Annotated in this window: 25 protein-coding genes and 1 pseudogene; 5 read left to right on the forward strand and 21 right to left on the reverse strand. The window is 69.8% G+C overall.

What is annotated here, in order from left to right; all coding sequences use genetic code 11:
• Together NHN26_RS12625 and NHN26_RS12630 are read left to right on the forward strand one after the other, a co-directional pair.
• Positions 1-308 (forward strand): annotated as a pseudogene (locus NHN26_RS12625) (hypothetical protein); the annotation flags it as partial.
• The gene (locus NHN26_RS12630; RefSeq protein ID WP_253089763.1) at positions 296-451 is read left to right on the forward strand and encodes a hypothetical protein; all 156 of its coding nucleotides are present in this window, start codon (positions 296-298) and stop codon (positions 449-451) included. The pseudogene NHN26_RS12625 and the gene NHN26_RS12630, both read left to right, overlap by 13 nt.
• Positions 452-537: 86 nt before the next feature.
• On the opposite strand, the gene NHN26_RS12635 is transcribed toward NHN26_RS12630, so the two are convergent.
• The 5 genes from NHN26_RS12635 to NHN26_RS12655 all read right to left on the reverse strand — a co-directional run bounded on the left by NHN26_RS12635 (position 538) and on the right by NHN26_RS12655 (position 6,129).
• Positions 538-1,431, reverse strand: a complete 894-nt coding sequence (locus tag NHN26_RS12635; protein WP_253089764.1) for a hypothetical protein — start codon at positions 1,429-1,431, stop codon at positions 538-540.
• Positions 1,428-2,171: a class I SAM-dependent methyltransferase gene (locus NHN26_RS12640; RefSeq protein WP_253089765.1), complete on the reverse strand. Its 744-nt coding sequence runs from the start codon at positions 2,169-2,171 to the stop codon at positions 1,428-1,430. The genes NHN26_RS12635 and NHN26_RS12640 overlap by 4 nt, the downstream gene beginning before the upstream one ends.
• Positions 2,168-3,697, reverse strand: coding sequence for a hypothetical protein (locus NHN26_RS12645; protein ID WP_253089766.1), 1,530 nt, complete (start codon positions 3,695-3,697; stop codon positions 2,168-2,170). The genes NHN26_RS12640 and NHN26_RS12645 overlap by 4 nt, the downstream gene beginning before the upstream one ends.
• 31 nt (positions 3,698-3,728) lie before the next feature.
• Positions 3,729-4,802, reverse strand: coding sequence for a glycosyltransferase family 2 protein (locus NHN26_RS12650; protein WP_253089767.1), 1,074 nt, complete (start codon positions 4,800-4,802; stop codon positions 3,729-3,731).
• A gap of 223 nt (positions 4,803-5,025) precedes the next feature.
• Positions 5,026-6,129 (reverse strand): hypothetical protein, encoded by a 1,104-nt coding sequence (locus NHN26_RS12655; protein ID WP_253089768.1) that lies wholly within the window; start codon positions 6,127-6,129, stop codon positions 5,026-5,028.
• Between the two features lie 227 nt (positions 6,130-6,356).
• Between NHN26_RS12655 and NHN26_RS12660 the strand changes: the two genes are divergently transcribed.
• A complete protein-coding gene (locus tag NHN26_RS12660) occupies positions 6,357-7,241 on the forward strand; it encodes a recombinase family protein (protein WP_253089769.1) in 885 nt (294 codons plus the stop codon).
• Positions 7,242-7,307: 66 nt separating this feature from the next.
• Here the strand turns inward: NHN26_RS12660 and NHN26_RS12665 are convergent, their stop codons facing one another.
• Together NHN26_RS12665 and NHN26_RS12670 are read right to left on the reverse strand one after the other, a co-directional pair.
• Complete coding sequence (locus NHN26_RS12665; protein ID WP_253089770.1) at positions 7,308-8,432, reverse strand: ParB/RepB/Spo0J family partition protein; 1,125 nt, start codon at positions 8,430-8,432, stop codon at positions 7,308-7,310.
• A gap of 11 nt (positions 8,433-8,443) precedes the next feature.
• Positions 8,444-9,736: an AAA family ATPase gene (locus NHN26_RS12670; RefSeq protein WP_253089771.1), complete on the reverse strand. Its 1,293-nt coding sequence runs from the start codon at positions 9,734-9,736 to the stop codon at positions 8,444-8,446.
• Between the two features lie 486 nt (positions 9,737-10,222).
• Here NHN26_RS12670 and NHN26_RS12675 point away from each other — a divergent pair, with 486 nt between their 5' ends.
• Positions 10,223-10,903 carry a DnaA N-terminal domain-containing protein gene (locus NHN26_RS12675; RefSeq protein WP_253089772.1) on the forward strand — a complete coding sequence of 227 codons (681 nt, stop codon included), beginning with the start codon at positions 10,223-10,225 and terminating at the stop codon, positions 10,901-10,903.
• A gap of 85 nt (positions 10,904-10,988) precedes the next feature.
• Here NHN26_RS12675 and NHN26_RS12680 read toward each other — a convergent pair whose 3' ends face one another.
• From NHN26_RS12680 to phnG, 9 genes are all read right to left on the reverse strand, one after another.
• Positions 10,989-12,128, reverse strand: coding sequence for an alpha-D-ribose 1-methylphosphonate 5-triphosphate diphosphatase (locus NHN26_RS12680; protein WP_253089773.1), 1,140 nt, complete (start codon positions 12,126-12,128; stop codon positions 10,989-10,991).
• A gap of 88 nt (positions 12,129-12,216) precedes the next feature.
• Positions 12,217-12,768 (reverse strand): ribose 1,5-bisphosphate phosphokinase PhnN, encoded by a 552-nt coding sequence (locus NHN26_RS12685; protein WP_253089774.1) that lies wholly within the window; start codon positions 12,766-12,768, stop codon positions 12,217-12,219.
• Positions 12,765-13,442: a phosphonate C-P lyase system protein PhnL gene (gene phnL / locus NHN26_RS12690; RefSeq protein ID WP_253089775.1), complete on the reverse strand. Its 678-nt coding sequence runs from the start codon at positions 13,440-13,442 to the stop codon at positions 12,765-12,767. The genes NHN26_RS12685 and phnL overlap by 4 nt, the downstream gene beginning before the upstream one ends.
• Positions 13,443-13,455: 13 nt before the next feature.
• Positions 13,456-14,235 (reverse strand): phosphonate C-P lyase system protein PhnK, encoded by a 780-nt coding sequence (gene phnK / locus NHN26_RS12695; RefSeq protein ID WP_253089776.1) that lies wholly within the window; start codon positions 14,233-14,235, stop codon positions 13,456-13,458.
• A complete protein-coding gene (locus NHN26_RS12700) occupies positions 14,232-15,101 on the reverse strand; it encodes an alpha-D-ribose 1-methylphosphonate 5-phosphate C-P-lyase PhnJ (RefSeq protein WP_354595934.1) in 870 nt (289 codons plus the stop codon). Before NHN26_RS12700 ends, phnK begins: the two co-directional genes overlap by 4 nt.
• On the reverse strand, positions 15,098-15,703 hold the full coding sequence (locus NHN26_RS12705; protein WP_253089777.1) for an HAD family hydrolase: 606 nt from the start codon (positions 15,701-15,703) through the stop codon (positions 15,098-15,100). The genes NHN26_RS12700 and NHN26_RS12705 overlap by 4 nt, the downstream gene beginning before the upstream one ends.
• Entirely contained in the window at positions 15,700-16,776 is a 1,077-nt protein-coding gene (locus NHN26_RS12710; RefSeq protein WP_253089778.1) for a carbon-phosphorus lyase complex subunit, read from the reverse strand. The genes NHN26_RS12705 and NHN26_RS12710 overlap by 4 nt, the downstream gene beginning before the upstream one ends.
• Positions 16,776-17,345, reverse strand: coding sequence for a phosphonate C-P lyase system protein PhnH (gene phnH / locus NHN26_RS12715; RefSeq protein ID WP_253089779.1), 570 nt, complete (start codon positions 17,343-17,345; stop codon positions 16,776-16,778). The genes NHN26_RS12710 and phnH overlap by 1 nt, the downstream gene beginning before the upstream one ends.
• Positions 17,342-17,782 (reverse strand): phosphonate C-P lyase system protein PhnG, encoded by a 441-nt coding sequence (phnG, locus tag NHN26_RS12720; RefSeq protein ID WP_253089780.1) that lies wholly within the window; start codon positions 17,780-17,782, stop codon positions 17,342-17,344. Before phnG ends, phnH begins: the two co-directional genes overlap by 4 nt.
• A 77-nt stretch (positions 17,783-17,859) precedes the next feature.
• Between phnG and phnF the strand changes: the two genes are divergently transcribed.
• On the forward strand, positions 17,860-18,561 hold the full coding sequence (phnF, locus tag NHN26_RS12725) for a phosphonate metabolism transcriptional regulator PhnF (RefSeq protein WP_253089781.1): 702 nt from the start codon (positions 17,860-17,862) through the stop codon (positions 18,559-18,561).
• Here the strand turns inward: phnF and NHN26_RS12730 are convergent.
• The 5 genes from NHN26_RS12730 to phnC all read right to left on the reverse strand — a co-directional run bounded on the left by NHN26_RS12730 (position 18,558) and on the right by phnC (position 23,209).
• On the reverse strand, positions 18,558-19,175 hold the full coding sequence (locus tag NHN26_RS12730) for an LbetaH domain-containing protein (protein ID WP_253089782.1): 618 nt from the start codon (positions 19,173-19,175) through the stop codon (positions 18,558-18,560). The genes phnF and NHN26_RS12730 overlap by 4 nt on opposite strands.
• 8 nt (positions 19,176-19,183) lie before the next feature.
• Entirely contained in the window at positions 19,184-20,506 is a 1,323-nt protein-coding gene (phnE, locus tag NHN26_RS12735; RefSeq protein WP_253089783.1) for a phosphonate ABC transporter, permease protein PhnE, read from the reverse strand.
• Positions 20,503-21,375: a phosphonate ABC transporter, permease protein PhnE gene (gene phnE, locus NHN26_RS12740; RefSeq protein WP_253089784.1), complete on the reverse strand. Its 873-nt coding sequence runs from the start codon at positions 21,373-21,375 to the stop codon at positions 20,503-20,505. Before phnE (NHN26_RS12740) ends, phnE (NHN26_RS12735) begins: the two co-directional genes overlap by 4 nt.
• 69 nt (positions 21,376-21,444) lie before the next feature.
• Complete coding sequence (phnD, locus tag NHN26_RS12745) at positions 21,445-22,344, reverse strand: phosphonate ABC transporter substrate-binding protein (protein WP_253089785.1); 900 nt, start codon at positions 22,342-22,344, stop codon at positions 21,445-21,447.
• Positions 22,345-22,396: 52 nt separating this feature from the next.
• Positions 22,397-23,209, reverse strand: a complete 813-nt coding sequence (phnC, locus tag NHN26_RS12750) for a phosphonate ABC transporter ATP-binding protein (protein WP_253089786.1) — start codon at positions 23,207-23,209, stop codon at positions 22,397-22,399.
• Positions 23,210-23,330 lie beyond the last annotated feature (121 nt).

Consider the following 23,330-nt stretch of genomic DNA (forward strand, 5'->3'; position numbering starts at 1 on the left):
TTGCAGGCCATGGCGTGCAGGGCGGCGCCCGCATCGCCGACAGTCTGACGCATGTCATGGACGTCCCGGCAACCATCCTTGAAGTTGCGGGCGTGCCCTACCCCGACAGCCGTGACGGCAAACCCGTGCCGCCTCTGCTGGGCAAGTCTCTGACCCCGATCCTGAGCGGCGAAAGCGACGCGGTGCGCGGCCCCACCGACTGGATCGGATGGGAGATGTTCGGCAACCGGGCGGTCCGCATGGCGACTGGAAACTGGTGTCGCTCTGCGCCCCCTACGGCACCGGGGACTGGCAGTTGTACGACCTGAAGGCCGACCCTGGCGAAACCCGCGACCTCGCCGCCGAGCGCCCCGAGATCCGGGACGAAATGCTGCGGCACTGGGACGACTACGCCGCGACCCACAATGTCACCATTCCCGACGTGTCACCGATCTGCCGGCCCGCGAACTGACCGCGGCCCGGCGTCAGCCCACCGCCCGGCCGGAGCCGCCTGCCCGCCTCCGGCCGCGCGGGGCAAGGACAGGGTTCCGGCGGGCGTCATTCGGTGCTGGCGCGCGGCGTCCAGAGGACCTGCCATCCGACCAGAAAACAGGCCAGATCCCCGAGAATGGTGACGATCCGGAAAACGAGAGCAGCCAGAAGCGCACCGTCGCCCCCGCCATTTGCACCCAGCACAGCGACCAGAACCGCCTCGCGCATTCCGAGCCCGCCGGGTGCGCCGGGTGTCAGATATCCCACGAGCCAGGCGATAACGGCAACAAATCCAGCCAGTAGCGGATCGGCAAACCCGAGAAGCACGGCAACCCCGGCGAATACCGCACCGAGCCCGACCATGAAGGACATGGCCAGAAGCAGCGGCCCGGCGATACCCCGGGTGCGACGCGCGGCGAGCGCGGCACCGAGCCCGATGACCGCGAAAGCCCCCAGCGCAAGCGCGCCGCCGGGCGGAGCAAGTCCGGATGCCCAGCCGGGAAGCTGCAACCTTTCCATTGGCAGCAAGGGCAGTGCCAGCGCCAGCACAAGAACCGCGCCCGCCGGGGTCACCGCGACCTCGATGGCGGTGGCCCGGGCAAGCGCGCCGTCGCCCAGCGGACCGCCCCGCAGCCACAGCGCCCGCCCCAGCAGATGGGCGACATTGCCCGGCAGGTAGCGGGCGATCTGCGTTGCCGTGAAGGACAGGTAGGTGCGGCGCCGCGGCTCGGCCCCGAAGCCGGCGACGATCCGGTGCCAGGCCTCGGCCAGCAGGAACAGAAGGCCGCCATAGGCCAGCGCCAGCAGCCCGATCGCCGCCAGCGACGCAGGGTCGGGACGCCATGCGGCCAGAGACGGCCAGTGGCGGACCAGCTCGCGGCCCAGGAACCAGAGCGCGGCGGCAAGGATCGCGAACCCTGCAAGCCGCGCGCCCCGTGACAGAAGGCGCCTCGTGTTCATGGCGCCGTGCGGACGCCGTCAAGCAGCGTCGTTTCGTCGGGATAGGGCAGCGCCGGGGTCAGACCGCGCAGGCGGCGCGCGCGCAGCCCGGAGCCCGCGATGGCCGCGCGATAGCGGCTCCGGCCGGAATTGTCGAACACGATCAGCCCGCCGGGGGCGAGCCTGTCCAGCGCATGAGCAAGGCAGGCCGCCCGCGCGCGCCCGTCGATCACGATCAGGTCGTAGGGTGCATTGTCCCCCGTCTCGATCGCCCGGGCATAGGCGGCAAAGCCCTGTCCGGCCTCGCCCGCCTTTTCCGAACGATAAAGCGGCTCGGCCGCCCCGGCCGGATCGGGCGGGACAAGGCGCAGATCGACCGGTGCCAGCCCCGGCATCGCCGCGATCCTGCGGGCGACCTGCGCGTGCCAGCCCGCATGATGTTCGACGCTGGTGACCGCAGCCGCGCGCCGGGCAAGCCAGATCGTGCTGGCGCCCGAGCCATATTCGAAGACCCGCGCCCCGGGCCGTGCGGCCAGCGCGCGCTCGACCTCGGCGATGGCGGCATAGCTCCACCATGGCACGTCAAGAGCGACCAGACCGTCGAGGTCATGGATCGCGAAAAGACTGCGCGCCCAATGCGCCAGGCGCGAGCCCTCGCGCCTGCAATCCAGCCAGTCCAGCAGCCCGGCCCGTGCCGAGACCCGTTCCAGGCCCCGCGCAAGGCCCACATATCCCGTCTTGGCAATGGCTGTGACGCTCATGCTCCTTCGGTCCTTTCGGTGCGTTGGCCGCGGGATGCGCGCGGGGCGCGGCAGATTTCATCGATCCGGGCCGGGTCAAAGCCCCGTCCAGCCGCGCGGCGGCGGCAGTCCTCCTCGGTCCAGGGCGCGAAGAAACTGCCCTCGACGCCGATGAAGGCGCCGCGATAGGCATTGGCCGTGGTCAGGTTGCCGGTCAGCCCGATCATGCCCGCCGCGACAAGGGCAAGCGACATGGGCGCGCCCAACGGCCGGGCGGCCAGCCGCGGGACAAGTCGGCCCAGCCCGGGCAGCGCCAGCACCGCGACCAGCGGCCAGAGATCGACGTGATAGCGCAGCGTGACGGTCGCATAGGCCAGCGTCACCCCGGCGGCCAGCGCGGTGCCGAGGATCAACGCCCGGTATCGGCGCAGTGCGGCCGCCCCCGCCACCAGCCCAGCCCCGGCTGCAATCCCCCAGAAGGTCCAAAGCGCCAGGATCCCCCCTCCGGGCCCCTCGATCCGGACGGCACCCACCCTGTCCCGCGTGGCCGCGCCATGCATCCTGCGGGCGACCATATGCGCCCCGGGCGAAAGCGTCTCGGCCGGCGCCAGCGTGTAGAGCAACGCGTTCGGCACGATCCGGGCGGCATTGAACCGTCCATGTTCGATGAAACCCTGCGCCCGCGGCCCGTCCTGCGATTCATGGCCCCAGAAGACCGACCCGTATTGCACGCCGGCCCCGTCGAAACCCCCATGGGTTTCGGTCGCCTCGCCGAAGCGCGCCGCGTTCAGCCCCAGATAGCCGACGCCGCCCAGACCCAGCAATGCGCAGCCCGCCAGAACCGGCCCAAGCGCCCGCCATCCCTCCCGCAGCAGCGCCAGGCCAAGTGCCGCGACCGCGACCGCGTAAAGGCCGATCGCCAGGTTGGGACGGGCATGCAGGCAGAGCGCGGCCAGAAGCGCGACCCCGACGACCATGCCCGCGGTCGGCCGACCGCGCGGCATGCCCAGCATCCAGAGCGCGACGACCCCGGCCGCCAGCGCATAGGCCATGGCGATGGGCTCGTGATAGAGCGCGATATTGGAGGCCAGCACAAGCCCCGGCGCGCCCAGCCAGACCGCCGCCGCCAGAAGCCCGGACCAGGCGACCGCGCGCCGCCCGCCGCCCGGCCAGCTCCGGCGGGCGACCTGAAGGAATGTCAGGTGGTAAAGTGCGGTACCGGCAACCGACCAGAACCAGATCGAGACCGGCGCCAGCGATCGCCCCCCGATCTCGACGAAGGGCGCCAGCGCCAGGCGCGTGATCAACGGCCCGAGGCCGTGGTAGAAATGCGCCGTGCCATCGGCGGTGTAATGGCCTTCGAACCCGATCACCCGTACAGGCAGATCGAGACGGCCCTCGCGCAATGCGAGCCATGCCTGGTCATAGATGTCGGTGCCGAAATGCGCGGGCTCGGCCCCGGCGAGGATGCCGAGGACGATCCAGCCGTAAAGCACGGCCCCCAGAATCCCGCCGGCAAGCGAGACCGCCAGGACCAGGCCCGCCACGGGAGCGGTGCCGACCTGCGCGGCAGGGGCGTCAGTCGCGTGCATCTTGCCACGGCGCGGAGCCGGGAGAACGGGCCAGCGTCGGTTCCAGCCGACGCATCCGCACCAGCAGCGCCTCGGTCAATCGGCGATTCGTGGCGATGGTGTCGCTGAGAAAGGCGATGACCACGGTGAAATAGCCCGCAAGCAGGAACACCCCGCCCAGCACCAGCGACTGGACATGCCCGTCGCCCTGCCCCATCGCATAGAAATACAGGAACCGCACCACGGGCAGCATCCCGATCAGCAGCATGACCAGCCCCGCGGCCAGAAAGCTGTGCAGCGGACGATACATGACGCAACTTCGCAGCATCGTCACCACCTGCCTGGCCATGAACTGAAATGTCGAGCGGAACAGGCGCGAGGGGCGCGTCGCGGGATTGGTGCGCACCGGCACCGAAAGCACCGTCAGCCCGTGCTGACCGGCATGGATCAGCGTCTCGATCGTGTAGGAAAAGCGGGTCATCACGTTGATCGTGAGGGCGGCCTCGCGCGAATAGGCGCGAAAGCCCGTCACTGCGTCCTGCACGTCAAGCCCGGCCAGCCCGCGCACGACCCGGCTTCCCAGGCGTTGCAGCAGCCGCTTGGACGGGGCAAAGGCCGGGTTGGCGCCGGGCTTGCGGTCCCCCAGCACGATATCCGCGCGGCCCTCGACGATGGGGCGCACGAGATCGGGGATGGAACTGCCGCAATACTGGTTGTCGCCATCGGTATTGACGATGATATCGGCCCCTGCGGCGATGGCGTTCTCGATCCCGGCCTGAAAGCTGCGCGCCAGCCCCTTGTTGCCCTTCTGGCGCAGGATGTGGTCCACGCCGAGCCGTCGGGCGACCTCGACGGTGTCATCGGTCGAGCCGTCATCCACGACCTGGATTTCGACCGTGCCGATCCCCTCGATCTCGCGCGGGATGCCGGCCAGGACCGCCGGCAGCGTGCGCTCCTCGTTCAGGCAGGGGATCTGGACGATGAGTTTCAGCGGACGCGGGCGTGCCGCGGCGGCCGGTCCGGTCGGTCCGGCCGGGTCCATGCCGGGCGCGCCGTCGAAATGTCGATAGGTGAAAGTCATCGCCCTTTCCGCAACTCCGCCGACGCCGCTCACTTGTCCCGCGGGGCCGACACTCCCATTGAAATCGGGCGAAACCGCGCCGCCTGGATGCCCCTTGGGCGGCAAATCCGGCGGCGACGCCTGCCTCGCATGTCCGGAGGACGACAACATGAATCCGGTTAAGGAATCACTTCAGGGCCGAGATGCGCCTTTCCGGCTAGGTTGCCGCGCCCGCCCTGCCCCGTCACACCGCCCAGAGCCGGAACCGCCCCTGCCCGGTCAGCTCGCGCACAAGGCCCATGCGGTGCAGCCGGGCAAGGCCGCGTTCGGCGGTGTCGCGCGAGAGACCCGCGAGCGTTGCGGCGGTGTCGGTGGTCAGCATCGGCCGGGCGGCCAGCGCCTCGACCAGCGCGGCGGGGCCGCGGCCCTTCATCGCCGCCGTGGCCTCGCGGGCGCGGGTGGTCCAGGTCTCGACCCGGGCGATTTCCAGCATGGCCGCCCGCGCGCCGTCATCGACCGCCCGCAGCCAGAGCGCCAGCCGGACCTCGGCGGTGCCGCGCCGTTCCCATGTGCCGCGGGCGGGGGACAGCGGCGCGAAGCCGAGCGCGCGGTTTTCCTGCGCCGCGATCCGCGCGGCCGCCGTGGCGGGCTCGGCCACCGCGCCCTCGGCCGACAGCCCGGCCCGGTGCCACAGCTCGAACGCCCAGGCCGCCCGTGTCAGCGGATGGGCCGGGGCAAGCGCGCCCATGCCATGCCCGAACGCGGCCGCCGCCAGGTCGAAATCCGACCCCACCGGACGGGGCTGGAGATCCTCGGGCAGGGCGGCAGAATCGACCCTGTGCAGGCCCAGAAAGGCCCTGAGTTCCCCGGGCGGGCCAGGCGCGGCCAGCAACCGGCGCACCGCCCAGGCGGCGCGCGCGATGTCGGGGCGGTGGCGGTCGGCGGGCAGCGCCTGGGCCAGGTGGCGCGCGATCTCCTCGCGCCCGGCCCGTCCGCCTTCGGCGCGCAGCATCGCCTCGGCCTCGATCAGCGCGAGCCGCTCGGCCATGCCCCGCCCGCTGCGCCGCACGGCCTCGTCCAGCGCCGCCAGCGCCGCGGCGGCCCGGGCCAATGTGGCGGCCTGCGCGGCCTCGGCGTCCAGGAAGGCCTGCGCGGTCAGGCCCGCCCGGCGCGGACGCGGGCGGGGGGAAAGCTCCAGCGCGACCGCCTCCCCTGCCCCGTGCCCCGGCGCATCGCCTTCGGGCAGGAACCACAGCTCGGCCTCGGGGCGCGGGGCCGGATCATAGAGCGAGGGCAGGCTCGGCGGGTCGTCATGGGCGGCGCCGGGATCAAGGGGTTTTCGTGCCATACCCGCAGAATAGCATAGTTACGCGGATGACATGGGGGATTTTCGATCGCGGCATTTCCACTCCCCCGGCCCGGCCGCCAACGCGGTGCCTGTCACGCCGGAAAACGTCTCTGTTCCGGCCCGAAACGCCCGAAACGGGCCACCCGACACCCCCGGAAACGCCATTGCATCCGATGACAAACGACCGTTTACTAGCTGTATATGAAACTGCAAACCGGACCCGTCCCATGCCCCTGATCGGCTATGCCCGCGTCTCGACCGAGGACCAGACCCCCCTGCCCCAGACCCAGGCCCTGAAAGCCGCGGGCTGCGCCGAGATCCACGAGGAACAGGCCTCGGGCGGCAACCGTGCCCGTCCCGTGCTGGCCCGCGTGCTGGAGAGGATCGGCAAGGGCGACACGCTGGTGGTCGTGCGCATCGACCGGCTGGCGCGGTCGCTGTCGCATCTGCTCGAGGTGATCGAGCGGCTGGAGGACAGGGGTGCCTTCTTCCGCTCGCTCCAGGACCCGATCGACACGGCCTCGCCACAGGGCAAGTTCACGCTGCAGGTGCTGGGCGCCGCGGCCGAGTTCGAGCGTGCCCTGATTCGCGAACGGACCAGGGCGGGGCTGGCCAGCGCGCGAACCAAGGGGCGGATCGGCGGCAATCCGGGCCTGCGCGCACGCGACCCGGCGGCGCTGCGCAAGCTGCGGCTGGCCCGGCTGGACGGCTATATGGAGCGGCTGGGCGAGAGCGCGCAGGACTGGGTGCCGCATGTCCGCCGCCTGCGCCCGGACATGGCCTGGGAGGATGTGCTGCGCATCGTCAACGCCCCCCTGCCCCCGGACCGCCGCTGGACGCAAAGCCGCCTGCTGCGCGCCGTGAAGGCCTATGTCCGCGACGGCTTCCTGCCTGAGACCGTGCTTGGCCGTGCCGGACGCCGCCAGACCGACGACCGCCTGCCCGCCATCGTCGCCGCCATCAAGGGCGCCGACCCCGACATCACCCTGCAAGCCATCTGCGACCGGCTGGAAGCGATGCGCGAGCGCACGCCGCGCGGGCGCACAAGCTGGCAGCCTTCATCGGTGAAGATGCTGCTGGACCGGGCCAGAAGGCTGGGCCTCATCGGCTGAACGCCGCGAAGGCCCGACCGCGGATCCTTGCCGCGGGAAACCTTCCCCGCGGGGAAGGTCCCTGCCCTACCCGTCCAGCTGGTCCAGCATCTGGCGCACGGCCTGTTCCAGCCGCCGGCGGTCGATGGTGGTAAAGTCCCGGTCAAGCCGGATCTCCAGCTTGCCGACCCCGGCCACGCATTTCCCGCGCCCCTCGCGGCGGTCGAACTGAAAGCTGGTCCGGGCCTTCGCGGGCTTGCCCATGGGGGACACCGGCCGCCTTGGCTCGGGCTCGTCCCATTCCTGCTGCTCGGGCATGCCCTCGCCCGCAAAGCGGCGCAAGACGCCCAGTTCATCCGCCAGCGAGCGGTTGTCCCAATCCTTCAGCTCGGCCCGGATCGCACCGGCCAGCCCCTCGACCTCGTCAAGCTTGCGGGCCAGCGCCAGCCCAAGCGCACGGGGGATGCCCTGCGGGAACAGCAGGTCCTCGCCAAGCTGCTCGACCACCGCCATGAAGGTGCGGATATAGCTGCGCTTCTGGTAGCCCGCCGACCTGAACAGGACCGCGACGGCCTTTTCCGGGTCGCTGACCGCCGTTCCGGGGTCGCTGGCATAGTCCAGCGCCAGCATGGCCATCTCGGCGAACGAGATATCCTTTCGTACCAGGTTCTCATCGACCATCTTGCGATAAAGCGCCTCCAGATCGTCGCCGGGATGGCTGACCGCGGCGGGGATCGTGGCATAGCGTTCGGCCTCGCCCGTCTCCTCCAGAAGCTCGCGATAGGCCGACAGCCGGCGATAGCCCTGGATCAGTTCGAACCGGCCATCGTCGCGACGCTCCAGCCGGATCGGGTTGGACAGCCCCAGCTCGGCGATCGAGGATTTCAGCTCGGCAAGCTCGGCATCCGGCCCGGTCTTGCGGTCGCGCACCAGCTTGGACATCTCGATCAGATCAAGCGGCACCAGCTCGATGACCAGCCCAAGCCGCTTGAGCCGGACATGCTCATGGGCCAGCGCGTCGTTCTCGGCGCGGATCTGCGCCTCGATCTCCTGCCGCTTGCGGTTCGAACTGACGGTCTCGGCGATGGCGGCGGCCATCGGGCCGCGGCGGGCAGGGGGGTCGGCCACCTTCCCCGCGGGGAAGGTTTCGGCGGCAGGCGCGATGCCGTCCTCGGGCAGGTCTATGTCGAACATGCGGCGCTTCTTGCTCATCCCGCCCTCCCTCAGATCCGGGTCCAGGCAGCCAGCATGCTGCCCCTGAATTCCTCATAGGCGCGGTCGAAACTGGCGCGCGCGCGGCGCCAGGTCTCGCGCGTCATCTCGCGATAGTCGATCTCGTAGACCGATGACAGGAAGCGGCCCGACTGCTCGACCGCGCGCGTCATCTCGATCGGGTGCTCGGCGACATGCGGGCCAAAGACCTTGCGGAAGGCATCGAACATCGCGCGGTGCAGGTCATTGCCGGGCTCGTAGCGCGTCATCAGGAAACGGATCTCGGCAAAGGACTTGGGCAACCCGACCTTCCCCGCGGGGAAGGTCGGCCCGAAGCCCGCCAGATCCTCCAGCGCCTCGGCCAACTGCCCGATGAAGCTGGTGGTCGAGTCGTATTCCCAATAGCCGGGGCCGGAGGGGATATAGAGCATGTCGGCGGCAAAGACCGCGTTCATCGACTGGTAGCCGATGGCCGGCGGGCAATCGAACAGCACAAGGTCGTAATCGTCGTCACCCAACCCGTCCAGATAGCGCGACACCGCCGCGAAGAACGACCATTCCGGGTTCAGGTGCCGGTACTGGGCGCTGGCGAACTCGACGAATGCCGCATTGGCGCAGGAGGGCACGATGTCGATGGTGGACCAGGCCGTGGTCTTGATGAAGTCGCCATGCCGCAACTCGCCAAGCCCCAGGTCGCGGATCGAGGCCGGGATCTGGCGGCGGGGCAGGGCGGTCCCGCTGGCCGCGCCGGTGGACGCCGCGTTAATCCGGTCGGTCTCGCGGATCAGGTCGCGGGCCATGATGCCCCAGACGGTGTAATCCTCGGCCACATCGGTCAGCCCCATGGAATGGCTGAGCGTGGCCTGGGGATCGAAATCGACCAGCAGCACCCGATATCCGTCCAGCGCCGCGGCATGGGCGAAATGCAGCGCCACAGTCGACTTGCCCGCCCCGCCCTTGAAGTTCGCGATGGCCGCCCGGAACGCCCGCTTGCCCGCCGGGCGGGGGGGCATCAGGGTCTTGCGGTTGATCTTCATCCGGCGGCGCAGCACGTTGATCTCGTCGAGCGAGAACCAGCGCTGGCGGCCATCGGGCTCGACCTCGCCGCCGGGAAGGTCGGGCTCGGCGGCAAGGCGGCCGCGGAAGGTGGACTGGTTGATGCGGAAGATCAGCTCCGCCACCTCCCATGACGAGAAGCGGCGAAGGGTCTTCCGGCTTTCGGGGCTGAAGGTCTGCTGGCGGATCCAGCTCTGCATCTTCAGCGACTGGGCCTGCAGCCGGGAGAGATCTTCATGCGTGTACATGCGCGCCTCGCTGGAACGTAAATTCTTGCCTGCCCCTCAAATACGCGGAATTTGCCAGGAATGCAAAAACGAAGTTATCATTGCCGCGGATCTTCCCCGCGGGGAAGATCCTGCCGTCGGGCCAAGGGGATCGGCCCGAATCGGCCGCGCGGCGGGGCAGGGGAGTCCCTGTGGGCCTTCGCCGACATATTGGGGGACAGAGCGCAGGTTCCCACCGCATATTGGGGGACATTTCGCACAGAATAAGGGACATTCTGGCTGACACCCTTCACCGATGATACCCGGTTTCCTTGAAACGGAATTGGGTCGGGAACCGGCCTGACAGCCACGGCGCTTGACAGAATCGGAAAGCCGGACGCTAATAGCCTGCAAGCGGTGAAGAGCGTTGCGTTCCTGCGACGCCGTCGCCAAGAGCCCGAGCAGGGCCGTATTGAACGAGGCAGATCCGGGCCGCAGCGCGGCCGGGGACATGGACAGGAGACAGACATGCAGCTTCCCCGGCCCGTCGGGCGTGAGGCCGCATCGCGCAAATACGATATCCTGTCGGCGCTTATGGCGTTCGGACTGTCGCGGGACAAGCATGCGCAGCGGCAGGTCCTGCGGGTCATGGCGCTGATCACCACGCGCTACAACTGGCAGCGTGACGAGCTGAGCATGGGGCAGGCCGAGATCGCGCGGCTCTGGTCGGTGGACGAGCGCACGGTCAAGCGCGAGATGGCCCGGCTGCGCGCGCAGGGCTGGCTTGTGCTCAAGCGGCAGGGGGCGCGCGGGCGGGTCAGCACCTATGGGCTGGACCTGAACCGGATGCTGGAGGATACCCGCCCGGCCTGGCCGCGGATCGGCGAGGATTTCATCGCGCGCGTCGATCCCGCGGCGGGGGCAGGGCAGGGCGGGTCGAACGTGGTGCCGCTGCGCGCCGTGCCCGCACCGATGGCCGATGGCTCGGTCTGGGGGGCCGCGCAGGAAAGGCTGCATGCGGACGATCCCGCAACCTATGGCGCTTGGTTCCACACCCTTGCCGAGGCGGGCGTCGAGGCCGGCATCCTGACGCTTGCCGCGCCCTCGCGGTTTCACGCGAATTACGTCGCCACGAACCTGAAGGAAAAGCTGCTCTCGGCGCTGAGACGGGTCGATCCCGGCCTCAGCGACGTCCGGATCGTGCCGTGACGACGGGACGAACGGTCAGGCGCATTTTTCGCGCGCCTGACCGGAATCCGTCGCTCCGCGACATGGCGGCACGGGTGAGGCAGGCTCAGGCGACGCGGCGTCCGGCGGACCAACTGCCGCGCACCGCGGCCATCGTGCCCGCGCGGTGCACCCGGATCACGTCGGCGCGCAGCCCTTCGGTCAGCGCCCCCCGGTCGGCCAGCCCGGCGGCCCGGGCCGGGGCGGCGGTGACGGTGGCGATGCCGCGCGCGGTGTCGCCCCACAGATCGCCCAGCATCAGCGCGCCGCCGAGCAGCGAGGCGGGGACGTAATCCGAGGACAGGATGTCCAGAAGCCCGGCCTCGGCCAGATCGCGGGCCGCGACATTGCCCGAATGCGACCCGCCCCGGATCAGGTTCGGCGCGCCCATCATCACCGCGATGCCATGGGCATGGCAGGCGGACGCCGCCTCCTGCGTGGTGGGAAACTCGGCCAGTCCCGCGCCATGCCCGGCCGAGGCGGCGACATGGGCCGCTGTCGTGTCGTCATGGCTGGCCAGCACCGCGCCCATGGCCCGGGCGGCGGCGACCGTCGCGGCCTCGTGGACGGCGCGGACGCGGTTGCCCATGGCGGTCTGCGCCTCGACATGGGCCTGGAACTCGTCCTCGGTCAGCCCGTACTTGCCGCGGGTATAGGCGCGCAGGCTGTCGAGATTGGCGAACTGGCGCTGGCCGGGGGTGTGGTCCATCAGGCTGACGATGCCGACCCGGTCGCCGGGGCCGAATTTCGCCAGTTCCGCGATCAGGGTCTCGGAACAGACCTCGGCGCGCAGGTGCAGGTAATGGCTGATCCGCAACAGCCCGGCGGCGCGGGCGGCCATGATCTCGTCGGCCAGGCCGCGGGCATATTCGCCATATCCCGTGCCGCTGGAGACCAGCGAGCCGACCCGCAGCGCATCGAAGACCGTGGTGATGCCAAGCGCGGCCAGTTCGGCGTCATGGGCGAGGATCGCGTCGCCATGCGGCCAGTCCACGCCGGGGCGGGGCTGGATATGGCGTTCCAGGTTGTCGGTGTGGAGTTCGATCAGGCCGGGCATCACCAGATCGCCCTCGCAATCGGTCGCCCCGGCGGGAACGGCCGTGCCGCTGTCGATCCGGGCGATCTGCCCGTCCCGCATCACGAGCGCGCCATGGTGCAGCCCGTCGGGCAGCACCAGTCGGGCATTGGCCAGAACCGTTTCGGTCATCTTGCGTGTTCCATCGTCTTGCTGGGTTTCGTTCCTGCGCCGCCGGATCGCGACGGGCCGGTGACAGGGGGCGTTCGGGCGGGGGCGGTCATCGGGCCGCCCGCATGTCGTCGGGGCGCAGCGCCGCGATCAGCCGCGCGATGCCCTGTTCGGGCGTTCCGTCGTTCAGCACGCGGATCACCGGCAGGCCGGGGGGCAACTCGCCCGTCTCGCGCGCCAGCCGGGCGGCGATGTCGCCCCCCGCCTCGCGGCCGCGGGTGGCGATGCGGGCGGCGCGCAGCTCGGGCGGGGCCTCGACCAGGATCACGCGCAGGCCCGGGAAGACCCGCGCGGCATCGGCCAGCAGGGCGCGCGAGCCGTTGAAGACCACGTCGCGGCCGCGCCCCGCGGGCTGGAACCCCGCGCGCGGCAGCCCATAGGCCAGCCCATGCGCGCGCCAGTGCAGCACGAACGCGCCCGCGGCCAGATGGCGGGCGAACTCGCCCTCGCTGACGCCGTCGAACGGTTCGTCGCCGGGGCGCGGCGGGCGGGTGATGACGCGGCGCACGCGATGCGCCAGACCGGCGGCGGCAAGCCCGCCCAGAAGCGTGTCCTTGCCCGCGCCCGAGGGGCCGACGACGGCAAAGACCCGGCCCGTCATGCCGCCACCGCGAAGCCGCTGACATCGACCAGCCTTGTGCAGACGCGCGCCCGCGCCCCCTCGTCATGGAAGATGCCGAGGATCGCCGCGCCGCGGCCGCGCGCCTCCTCGATCAGGGACAGAACCACCTCGCGATTGGCGGCGTCGAGGCTGGCGGTCGGCTCGTCCAGCAGCAGCACCGGCCAGGGGTGGACGAAGCCGCGGGCGATGTTGACGCGCTGTTGCTCGCCGCCGGAAAAGGTCGTGGGCGACAGCGGCCAGAGCCGTTCGGGGATGTTCAGCCGCGACAACAGCGCCGCGGCCTGCGCGCGCGCGCTGTCCTCGTCGATGCCGAGCGCCAGAAGCGGCTCGGCCACCACGTCCAGCGCCGGAACCCGGGGCACCACGCGCAGGAACTGGCTGACATGGCCCAGCGTCGCCCGGCGCAGCGCGATCACCTGCCGCGGCTCGGCGCCCGCCAGTTCCACCCCCGCCACGCGGATCGAGCCCGCGTCGATCCGGTAATTGCCCCAGATCATCCGCATCAGCGTCGACTTGCCCGCGCCCGATGCGCCGACCAGCCCCACGCATTCGCCCGGCCCCACCCGCAGCGAGGCGCCCGCCATCACCTCAAGCACCGCGCCGCCCTGGTTGTGCAGGGTGAAACGCTTGGCCACGTCCCGAACCACGATCATCGCCCTTCCCCCGTCACGCCTGAAGCACCGAGCTGACCAGCAGCTGGGTATAGGGATGCTGCGGATCGTCCAGAACCTGATCGGTCAGCCCCTGTTCGACCACCAGCCCGTCCTTCATCACCATCAGCCGGTCGGCCAGAAGGCGGACCACGGCCAGGTCATGGGTCACGATCACCGCGCTGAGCCCCATCTGGCGGACCAGCCCGCGCAACAGGTCCAGAAGCCGGGCCTGCACGCTGACATCCAGCCCGCCGGTCGGCTCGTCCATGAAGACCAGCCGCGGGCCGGTGACAAGGTTGCGCGCGATCTGGAGGCGCTGCTGCATGCCGCCCGAGAATTGCCGCGGCTTGTCGTCGATGCGGTCGGCGGCGATCTCGACCCGGCCCAGCCAGTCCAGCGCCTGCGACCGGATCTGGCCGTAATGGCGCGCGCCGACCGCCATCAGCCGCTCGCCGACATTGCCCCCGGCGCTGACCCCCATGCGCAGCCCGTCGCGCGGGTTCTGGTGGACGAAGGCCCAGTCGGTGCGGGCCAGCATCCGCCGTTCCGGCTCGGCCATGGCCAGCACGTCGCGCGGCCCCTCGGCGCGGGTGTCGAAGACGACGCGACCGGCATCGGGCACAAGATGCCCGGCCAGACAGCCCAGAAGCGTGGACTTGCCCGACCCCGACTCGCCCACGATGCCCATCACCTCGCCCGGCCAGAGGTCGAAGGCGATATCGGCGCAGCCGCGCCGCGTGCCATAGCTCCTGGTCAGGTCGCGAACCGACAGAAGCGGATGCGCGCCGGTCATGCTGCCGCCCCTTCGCTGCCGCCCAGCCGCCCGGCATGACCGGACGCGCGGCGGGTGGCGCAATGGTCGGTGTCGGAACAGACGAACATCCGCCCGCCCGCATCGTCGGTGATGACCTCGTCCAGATAGCTGGCCGCGTCGCCGCACAGGTCGCAGGCATGGGGCGCCTTGGCGGCGACGAAGGGGTGATCGTCGAAATCGAGGCTGACCACCTGCGTATGGGGCGGCAGCGCATAGATCCGCTGTTCGCGCCCGGCCCCGAAAAGCTGAAGCGCGGCGCAATCCGAAAGCTTGGGATTGTCGAATTTCGGGATCGGCGAGGGATCCATCACATAGCGCCCCTGCACCTTGACCGGATAGGCATAGGCGGTCGCGATCTCGCCGTTCCGGGCGATGTCCTCGTAAAGCTTGACATGCATCAGCCCGTATTCCTCCAGCGCGTGCATCCGCCGGGTTTCGGTCTCGCGCGGTTCGAGAAAGCGCAGGGGTTCGGGGATCGGAACCTGATAGACGAGGATCTGCCCTTCGGTCAGCGGCGCTTCGGGGATGCGGTGGCGGGTCTGGATGATCGTGGCCTCATGGGTGCGTTCGGTCACGTCAATGCCCGCGGTGCGTTGAAAGAACTTGCGGATGCTGACGGCGTTGGTGGTGTCGTCGGCGCCCTGGTCGATCACCTTCAGCCGGTCCTCGGGCGTCAGGCAGGCCGCCGTCACCTGCACCCCGCCGGTGCCCCAGCCATAGGGCATGGGCATCTCGCGGCTGGCAAAGGGCACCTGGTAGCCCGGCACCGCGACCGCCTTGAGGATCGCGCGGCGGATCATGCGCTTGGTGGCCTCGTCGAGATAGGCGAAATTGTAGTCCTTCACAGAAGCCCCCGTGCGGCCAGTGCCGTTTCCAATGCCTCGGGCGTGGTGAAGAGTTCCGCCGCGATGCCGAATGCCTCGGCCCCGGCGACGTTCGCGGGGCTGTCGTCGATGAACAGGCAGTCGCCGGGCGCCACGCCCGCCCGCTCGCAGAGCAGCGCGAAGATGCGCGGATCGGGCTTGATGACGCCCTCTTGCCCCGAGACCACGGTGACGCCGAAGGCCGTGCCCAGCCGCGGATGCGTCGCAAGGCCGGTGGGCCATGTCTCGGCCGACCAGTTGGTGATGGCGTGGATCGCCAGACCGCGGGCGCGCAGCCGGTCCAGCACCTGCCATGTCCCCTCGATCGCGGCGGGCACGGTCAGGGCGTAGCGCGCGACATAGCTGGAAAACAGGTCGCGGTCCTGCGGGTCGGCGATCTCGGCGGCCAGGTCGGCAAAGCGCGCCCCGGCATCGGCGCGCAGGTTGCGTTCCGCGAAATCGGTGCGGGCAAGGAACGCCTCGGCCGCGTCCGGCGTCAGCGGCGGGCAAAAGGCTAGCCGCGGATCCCAGCGCACCAGCACATTGCCGATATCGAAGACGATGGCCTTGACGCGCGCGGTCATTCCGCCGCCTCCTGCGCCGCACCGGCGCGCAAGCGCCGCACCAGTTCCAGTTCGGACTGGAAATCGACGTAATGGGGCAGCTTGATATGTTCCAGAAAGCCGGTTGCCTGGATGTTGTCAGCATGCATCAGGACGAATTCCTGGTCCTGAACCGGGGCGCCGGTGTCTTCCTCGCCCAGTTCCTGCCAGCGCAGCGCGCGGTCGACAAGACTCATGGCGATGGCCTTGCGCTCGGACTGGCCCATGACAAGGCCGTAGCCGCGGGTGAATTGTGCGGGCTGCGTCTTCGAGCCGGTGAACTGGTTCACGGTTTCGCATTCGGTCAGGGTGATCGCGCCGATGGCGACGGACAGGCCCAGTTCGGGGATCTCGACCTCGACCATCACCTCGCCGATCCTGAGTTCGCCCACGAAGGGATGCGTGCGCCCGAAGCCGCGCTGACTGGAATAGGCAAGGCTCAGCAGGAACCCCTCGTCGCCGCGGGCCAGCGATTGCAGCCGCAAGGCGCGGCTGGCGGGCAGTTCCAGCGGTTCGCGGGTCAGGTCGGGGGGCGGGGCGTCGCTGGCGGGTTCGGGCTCGATCAGGCCCTCGCGGTCCAGGAACCCGGTGACGCGGGGCACCGGACCCAGGGCCGCGGCCTGCGGCGCGGGGCTTTCGGCGGCGCCCTCGGCGGCCAGTGCGAAATCCAGCAGCCGGTGGGTATAGTCGAAGGTCGGCCCCAGCACCTGCCCGCCCGGCAGGTCCTTGTAGGTGGCCGAGATCCGGCGGATCGCGGCCATCGCCCCGGTATCGACCGGCCGCGAGGCGCCGAAGCGGGGCAGGGTGGTGCGATAGGCGCGGATCAGGAAGATCGCCTCGATCAGGTCGCCGCGCGCCTGCTTGATCGCCAGCGCCGCAAGATCCGCATCGTAAAGCGAGCCCTCGGCCATCACCCGGCCGACCGCCAGCGCCATCTGCTCGCGGATCTGGGCCACCGACAGTTCGGGGATCGCGACATCGCCGCGCCGCGATTCGGCGAGCCACGCATGAGCGTTGTCGATGGCCTGTTCGCCGCCCTTGACCGCGACATACATCAGGCGGCCTCCACACAGGTGCTGCGCGGCAGCCCGGCCAGCCGGTCGCCGCAGGTCAGAAACGTGTCGAAGCCCAGCGGGAAGCGGGCATGGTTGGTCCGGAACGGCGCTGTTTCTGGAAGCGACAGATGCGCGGCCCCTTTGATGCCGGGGCCGGTCAGCCGGGCGCCGGAAGGCTCAAGCCGGTCGGTCTCGACGATCAGGGTGGCGGCGCGGTCTGGATAGTCGGGGGTGCCGATGGCAAAGCGGTCCAGCGGGTGCAGCGCGTCCCATGTGCCGATGGCGAACATCGCGGCTTCGGCGCCCACCAGCGGCGCACCGGTGTGAAAGGCGATCCAGTCGCGCAGCGCGGGGCTGTCATGTGCGCCTGCCAGATGCAGCGGGGTTGTCGCATCCAGCAGCACCAGCGCGGCCACCCCGGCGGCGGGCGACAGCGGCGCGGGTGGCGTGGCGCCGGTCAGCGCAACGATGGTGCCGGGGCGCGAAAGCGCGGTCAGGATTGCGCGAAAGCCGCGCGCGGCCTGAAGGGGCGTGTCGGCGAAGCCGCCGGTCAGGGCGTGGGGCGTCATTCATCCTCTCCGCGGACCATGGTGAAGAACTCGACCCGCGTTGCCCCGGCCCTGCGCGACTGTGCCTCGTGGCTTGCGGCTTCGGCGGCGGCCAGCGGGGCGAGGATCGCGGCGGCAAGCTCGGCCGCGCGGTCGGTCTGCAACAATGCGTCCAGCACCGCGGCGCGGCGGGCATGGCCCTTGTCGCGGCCCTGCACCCAGGCATGGCCGATGGCGCCGCACTCCAGCCGGACGGCGCAGCGGGTGACCGTCATCTCGCCCAGGTTGAAGGGCGCGCCGGTCCCGCCCTGCCGGCCCTGCACCATCACCGCCCCCGTCTCGGGCGCGCGCAGCATTGTGTGGCCGGGCAGGTCCGGGGCAAGCTCGGCCAGCGTTTCGGGGCGGGCGCGGGCCAGAAGGCCCATGGCCTCGGCGCGGGTGGGGAGGGGGGCGGACATCTTGTCGATCCGGTTCAAGTCCTATACAACTAGACAAGTCCTAGCATGGCCCTCTGGCCGATACGAGTGAAATTTCCATGACAGCCGACACCCCCCTCTGGCGCCAGATCGCCGAGACGCTGACCGCCGAACTGGCCAATGCCAGCCCCGGCGACCGTCTGCCCAGCGAGGCACGTCTGGCCGCGCGCTTCGGCGTCAACCGCCATACCGTGCGCCGGGCCCTGGCGGCGCTGGCCGAGGCGGGGCTGGTTCATGCGCGGCGGGGGGCGGGGGTGCAGGTGACCGCGCTGCCCACCGATTACCCGATCGGCCGCCGCACCCGGTTCCACGCCGCGCTTGAGGCCACCGGGCGGGTGCCGGGGCGGCGGGTGCTGAGCGTCGAGACCCAGCCGGGGCTGGCCGAGGAATGCGCGATGCTGGCCCTGCCCGGGGGCAGCCCGCTGGTCCGGGCCGAGGGGCTGACGCTGAGCGACGGGCAGGTGATCGGGCATTTCCGCTCGGTCTTTCCGGTGCTGCCGGGGCTTGCGGCGGAACTGGCGCGGGGCGAGGGGGTGACGCGCGCGCTGGCGGCCTGCGGTGTCAGCGACTACACCCGCGCCTGGACCCGGCTGACGGCGGTGCCTGCCGATGCGCTGCTGGCGGGGCATCTGCAATTGCGCCGGGGCGAGCCGGTGATGCGGGCGGTGGCGCTGAACCACGATCCGCGCGGCCAGCCGCTGGAATACGGCATCACCCATTTCGCGGGCGCCCGCGTCACCCTGACCGTGGCGCCCGACTAGGCGCCGTGACGGTCCAGGAACGCCTCGGCGGGCAGGCGGCGGAAATCGTCGAGCGCGGCGCGCAGCTGCTCATGCGGCCAGTCCCACCAGGCGAGCGCCATCAACCGCTCGGCCACATTGTCGGGAAAGCGCGCGCGCAGGGGGCGGGCGGGAACGCCCGCGACGATCAGGAAGGGGGGCACATCGGCGGTGACCACCGCCCCGGCCGCGACCACGGCGCCGATGCCCACGCTCACCTCGGGCCGGATGATGGCGCCATGGCCGATCCAGCAATCATGCCCCAGCGTGCAGCGGCGGCTGGCGCGATGGGCGAAGAACTCGGCATCGTCCGCCTCATCCTCCCAGTAGCTGGCCGAGCGATAGTGGAAATGATGCTGCGCGGCATTGCGAAAGGGGTGGTCGGTCGGCCCGATGCGGGTGAAGGCGGCGATATTGGCGAACTTGCCGACGCTGCAATTGGCGATGTCGGCATAGCGGTCGCAATAGGCGTAATCGCCGAAATCCGAGTTCAGCACGCGGCTGCCCCGCCCGATCTCGCAATAGGCGCCGAAGCGGCTGGCGGCGATGTCGCAATCGGGGTGGATCAGGGGCGTGTCGGGGGACAGGCGGGGCATGTGTCGGTCTAGTCGCCCTTTATCAGCCTGCGCCGCAGCCAGCCCGACAGCGCGTCCATCGCGATCACCAGCAGCACGATCAGGACCATGTAATAGGTGACTTTTTCCCAGTCGGCAGTGGTCTGGATCGCCTGGGTCAGCATCAGCCCGATGCCGCCGCCGACGATGGCGCCGATGATGGTGGCCGAGCGGGTGTTGGATTCGAGGAAATAGAGCAGTTGGCTCAGCAGCAGCGGCATCACCTGCGGGATCACCCCGAAGCGATAGCGTTGCAGCGCATTGGCGCCGGTCGATTGCACGCCCTCGATCTGCTTCTGGTCGGTGTTTTCCAGCGCCTCGGAGAACAGCTTGCCGAAGCTGCCAGAGTCGGTGATCAGGATCGCCAGCGCCCCGGTCATCGGCCCGGGCCCGAAGGCGCGGCTGAGGATGATGGTGAAGATCAGCGCATCCACCCCGCGCACGAAGTCGAAGACCCGGCGCACCGCGAAGCGCAGCCAGCGCGAGGGCGTGAAGTTCTGCGCGGCAAGGAAGGCCAGCGGCAGCGCGATGGCCGCCGCGCCGAAGGTGCCGAGGAAGGCCATCAGCGCCGTCTCGCCGATCGCGAAGAAGACATCGCCATGGCGCCAGATCGAATTGTTCAGGAAATCGTGCAGCACCGCCTGCCAGTTCGGCCGGTCGGCATGGAGACGCTCGCCCCCCGCCACGGTCGCGGCCAGCGTGCCCGCGGACATGCCGTGGAAGGGGCTTTGCAGGTCGAAGAAGAACAGCTCCCACCCCCAGAAATAGCGGAAGGTGTCGGTGCGGGTGCGGGTGACGGTGAGCCGCCCGGCGTCGGTGGTGACCACCACGCGCGCGTCCGAGGCGTTGATGAAATCCGGCACCGGGCCGGGTTGGGGCAGATCCAGCAGGATCGGATTGCCGATGGTGATGCGGATCGGGCCGTAATCGGGGTGGTCATAGCTGATCCGCGGGCCGTCATAGGTGACGCTGTGCCCGTCGGTCAGCTCGATCAGGGTCCGGTCCCCGTCCTGCCGGATCCAGTCGGGGATGCGATCCTCGGGATAGGTGGCGCGGCGGCTGCCCTCGACCGAGACCGCCAGCGCATCGCTGCGGTTGTCGCGGGTGGCGTGGATCTTGTAGCTGACCGCGTCCGACAACAGGATCACGGCATTGTCCATCTTGGCGCGCTGCACCAGCCCCGAGACGTCGAAGGCGACGAAGACATAGGCGAAATAGGCCATGAGCAGCACCGGTGCGGCCAGCGCCATGGCGCGCTTGCGGCGCATCGCGCCGAGTGCCAGCTTGCGCGCATCTTCGGCGATTGCGGTCATTGCGCGCCCCTCCCCCGGGTCAGGCTGTTGCGCATCCAGCTGGACAGCTGGTCGACCAGGACGATGGTGGCGAACAGCATCAGGAAGATCGCGGCCGCCTGGTCGAACTTGCCCTGGCCGAAGGTCATGGCGTTGCGCAGCTCGTAGCCGATGCCGCCCGCGCCGACGAAGCCGAGGATGGCCGAGGCGCGGATGTTGATCTCGAGTCGCAGCAGCGAATAGCTGAGATAGTTGGGCATCACCTGCGGGAAGACGCCCAGCCAGGTGCGCTGCCACCAGTTCGCGCCGACCGAGGCCAGCCCCTCGACCGGTTTCATGTCCACGTTCTCGTTGACCTCGGAGAACAGCTTGCCCTGCGCCCCGGCGGTATGGATGGCGATGGCGATCATCGCCGGGACCGGGCCGCCGCCCAGGATGAAGATCAGGACCAGCGCGATCACGATCTCGGGCACCGCGCGGCACACATCCGCGCTGCGCCGGGCCAGCGGGATCAGCCGCGGCCAGCGCGCCAGCCCCCGCGTTCCGGCCAGCGCCAGAAGCGTGCCCAGGATGCAGCCCAGGATGGTCGAGACCAGCGCGATGTTCACCGTCTCGACCAGCGCGGGAAAGGCGCGGGCGGCATGGGCGGGCAGGTTGGCGGCGTTCCCCCATGCCTCGGTGACCAGGTCGCGCGGGAAGTCGAGGATGCGCGAGAAGCCCTCGGACAGGCTGGCGGCATTGCGGTGCTCGGCAATGCGGAAGCCCGAGACGAACATCGCCAGGAAGACGATCAGAAGGATGCCGCCATACATCCGCTTGCGGCGGTTCAGCGACAGGTATTCCTCGCGGATGTCGACCGTTCGGGCCGAGGCGGGCAGGACGGTGGGCATGGGCGATCCATCAAAAAAGAGCCGGACGCCGCGCGGACGCGGCATCCGGCCTGACCCCTTGCGGGTGCGTCAGTTCATCTGCGAGCGGCGCACCGCGATGATCGTCTCGTAGGCGTCATGCCCGATCGGGGTGAAGCCCGCCGTCTCGCCCGCGGCAACGCCATAGGCGCAGTCCGGGTCGGTCACATGCAGGTTGGCCGTCAGCTCGTAGATCTTGTCCTGCACGTCCTGCGGCAGCGCGCTGCGCAGCACGATGGGGCCTTCGGGGATGGGCTTGGAGCGCCAGATCTCGACGATGTCGTTCATGTCGACAAGGCCCGAATCGGCCGCCTTGCGCAGCGCGCCCGAGTTGTAGCCGTCTTCCCACTCGCCCTGGCCGTCGGCCCAGACCACGCCGGCGTCGTAATCGCCGTTGACCACCGCGATGACGGTCTGTTCATGCCCGCCGGAAAAGCCGACGCGGCTGAAATACTCGCCCTCGGCCATCGGATAGCCCGCCTCGGGGATCTCGATCAGCGGCACCAGATAGCCCGAGGTCGAGTTCGGATCGGCGAAGGCAAAGCTCTTGCCCTTCATGTCGTCGAGCGAGGTGATGCCGCTGTCGGTGCGCGCGATCGCGATCGAGTAATACATGTAGCTGCCATCGAGATTGGTCTTGACCAGAACCGGCCGCACCGCCTCGGGGTCGTTCAGCCAGACCGCGGCATAGCCCGAGGCGCCGAGCCAGGCCATGTCCAGCGATCCGCCGATCAGGCCCTGGATGACGCCGTTGTAGTCGGCGGGCGTGAACAGACGCACCGGCACGCCCAGCGCTTCTTCGGCATAGGCACGGAAGCATTCGTTCGAGGCAAGCCGGTCCTGGGCGTTCTCGCCGCCCAGAAGGCCGATGTTGAACTGGGTGATGCCCTCGGCCGCGACCGGGGCGGCCAGCGCGGTGGACAGCAGAAGGGTGGCAGCAATCTTCTTCATTCGCTCTCTCCGTTGCGATGAAAGACCCTGCGGGTGCAGGGCGGTCTGGGGATCATTGGGCGGCCATGCTCGGGACCGGGACGGCCTGGTCGGGCCGGATCGCGGTCGAGGTGGCATGTTCGTTGAAGGTCTCGTCGGCGCCGTAGATGTCGCGCGCGACGCCGGTGGTCAGTTGCTCGGGCGTGCCGTCGAAGACGATGCGCCCGTCGCGCATGCCGATCACCCGGTCGCAATAGCGCCGGGCGGTATCCAGCGTGTGCAGGTTGGCGATGACCATGCGCCCGTCCTCGACATTGATGCGCTTGAGCGTGTCCATCACGATCTGCGCGTTCATCGGGTCGAGGCTGGCGATGGGTTCGTCGGCCAGGATGATCGCCGGATCCTGCATCAGCGCGCGCGCGATGGCGACGCGCTGCTGCTGGCCGCCCGACAGCGCCTCGGCGCGCTTGGTGGCCTGTTCGGCGATGCCCAGACGGTCCAGGATGTCGATGGCGCGCAGGATGTCGGCGCGCGACCACATGTTGAACATCGTGGCGAGCGTGGACTGCCGGTTGAGCTTGCCGTGCAGGACATTGGCCACCACGTCCAGCCGCGGCACCAGGTTGAACTGCTGGAAGATCATCGCGCAGCGGCTTTGCCAGCTGCGCGCCGCCGCCCCGCGGAGCGGCAGGATGTCCTGCCCCTCGTAGAGGATGCGGCCCTCGGTGGCGTCGGTGAGCCGGTTCATCATGCGCAGGAAGGTCGACTTGCCCGCGCCGGAACTGCCGATGATGCCGATGAACCCGGGCTGATGCAGGGTAAAGCTGACACGATCGACCGCGCGCTTGTCGCCGAAGACCCGGGTTACGTTCTGAACGTCGAGCATCTGCCATCCCCAATTCGCAGCGCCCGTTTCACAGCGGTTCGTGACAGCCCGACCAAGCAAATGTGACGCTAATGTGAAATTTCACATGTCGCGCGCCCGGCGCCCGGGTTTGTGGCCCTTG

The organism is Rhodovulum tesquicola, assembly GCF_024128855.1.
Taxonomy (GTDB): Bacteria; Pseudomonadota; Alphaproteobacteria; order Rhodobacterales; family Rhodobacteraceae; genus Rhodovulum; species Rhodovulum tesquicola.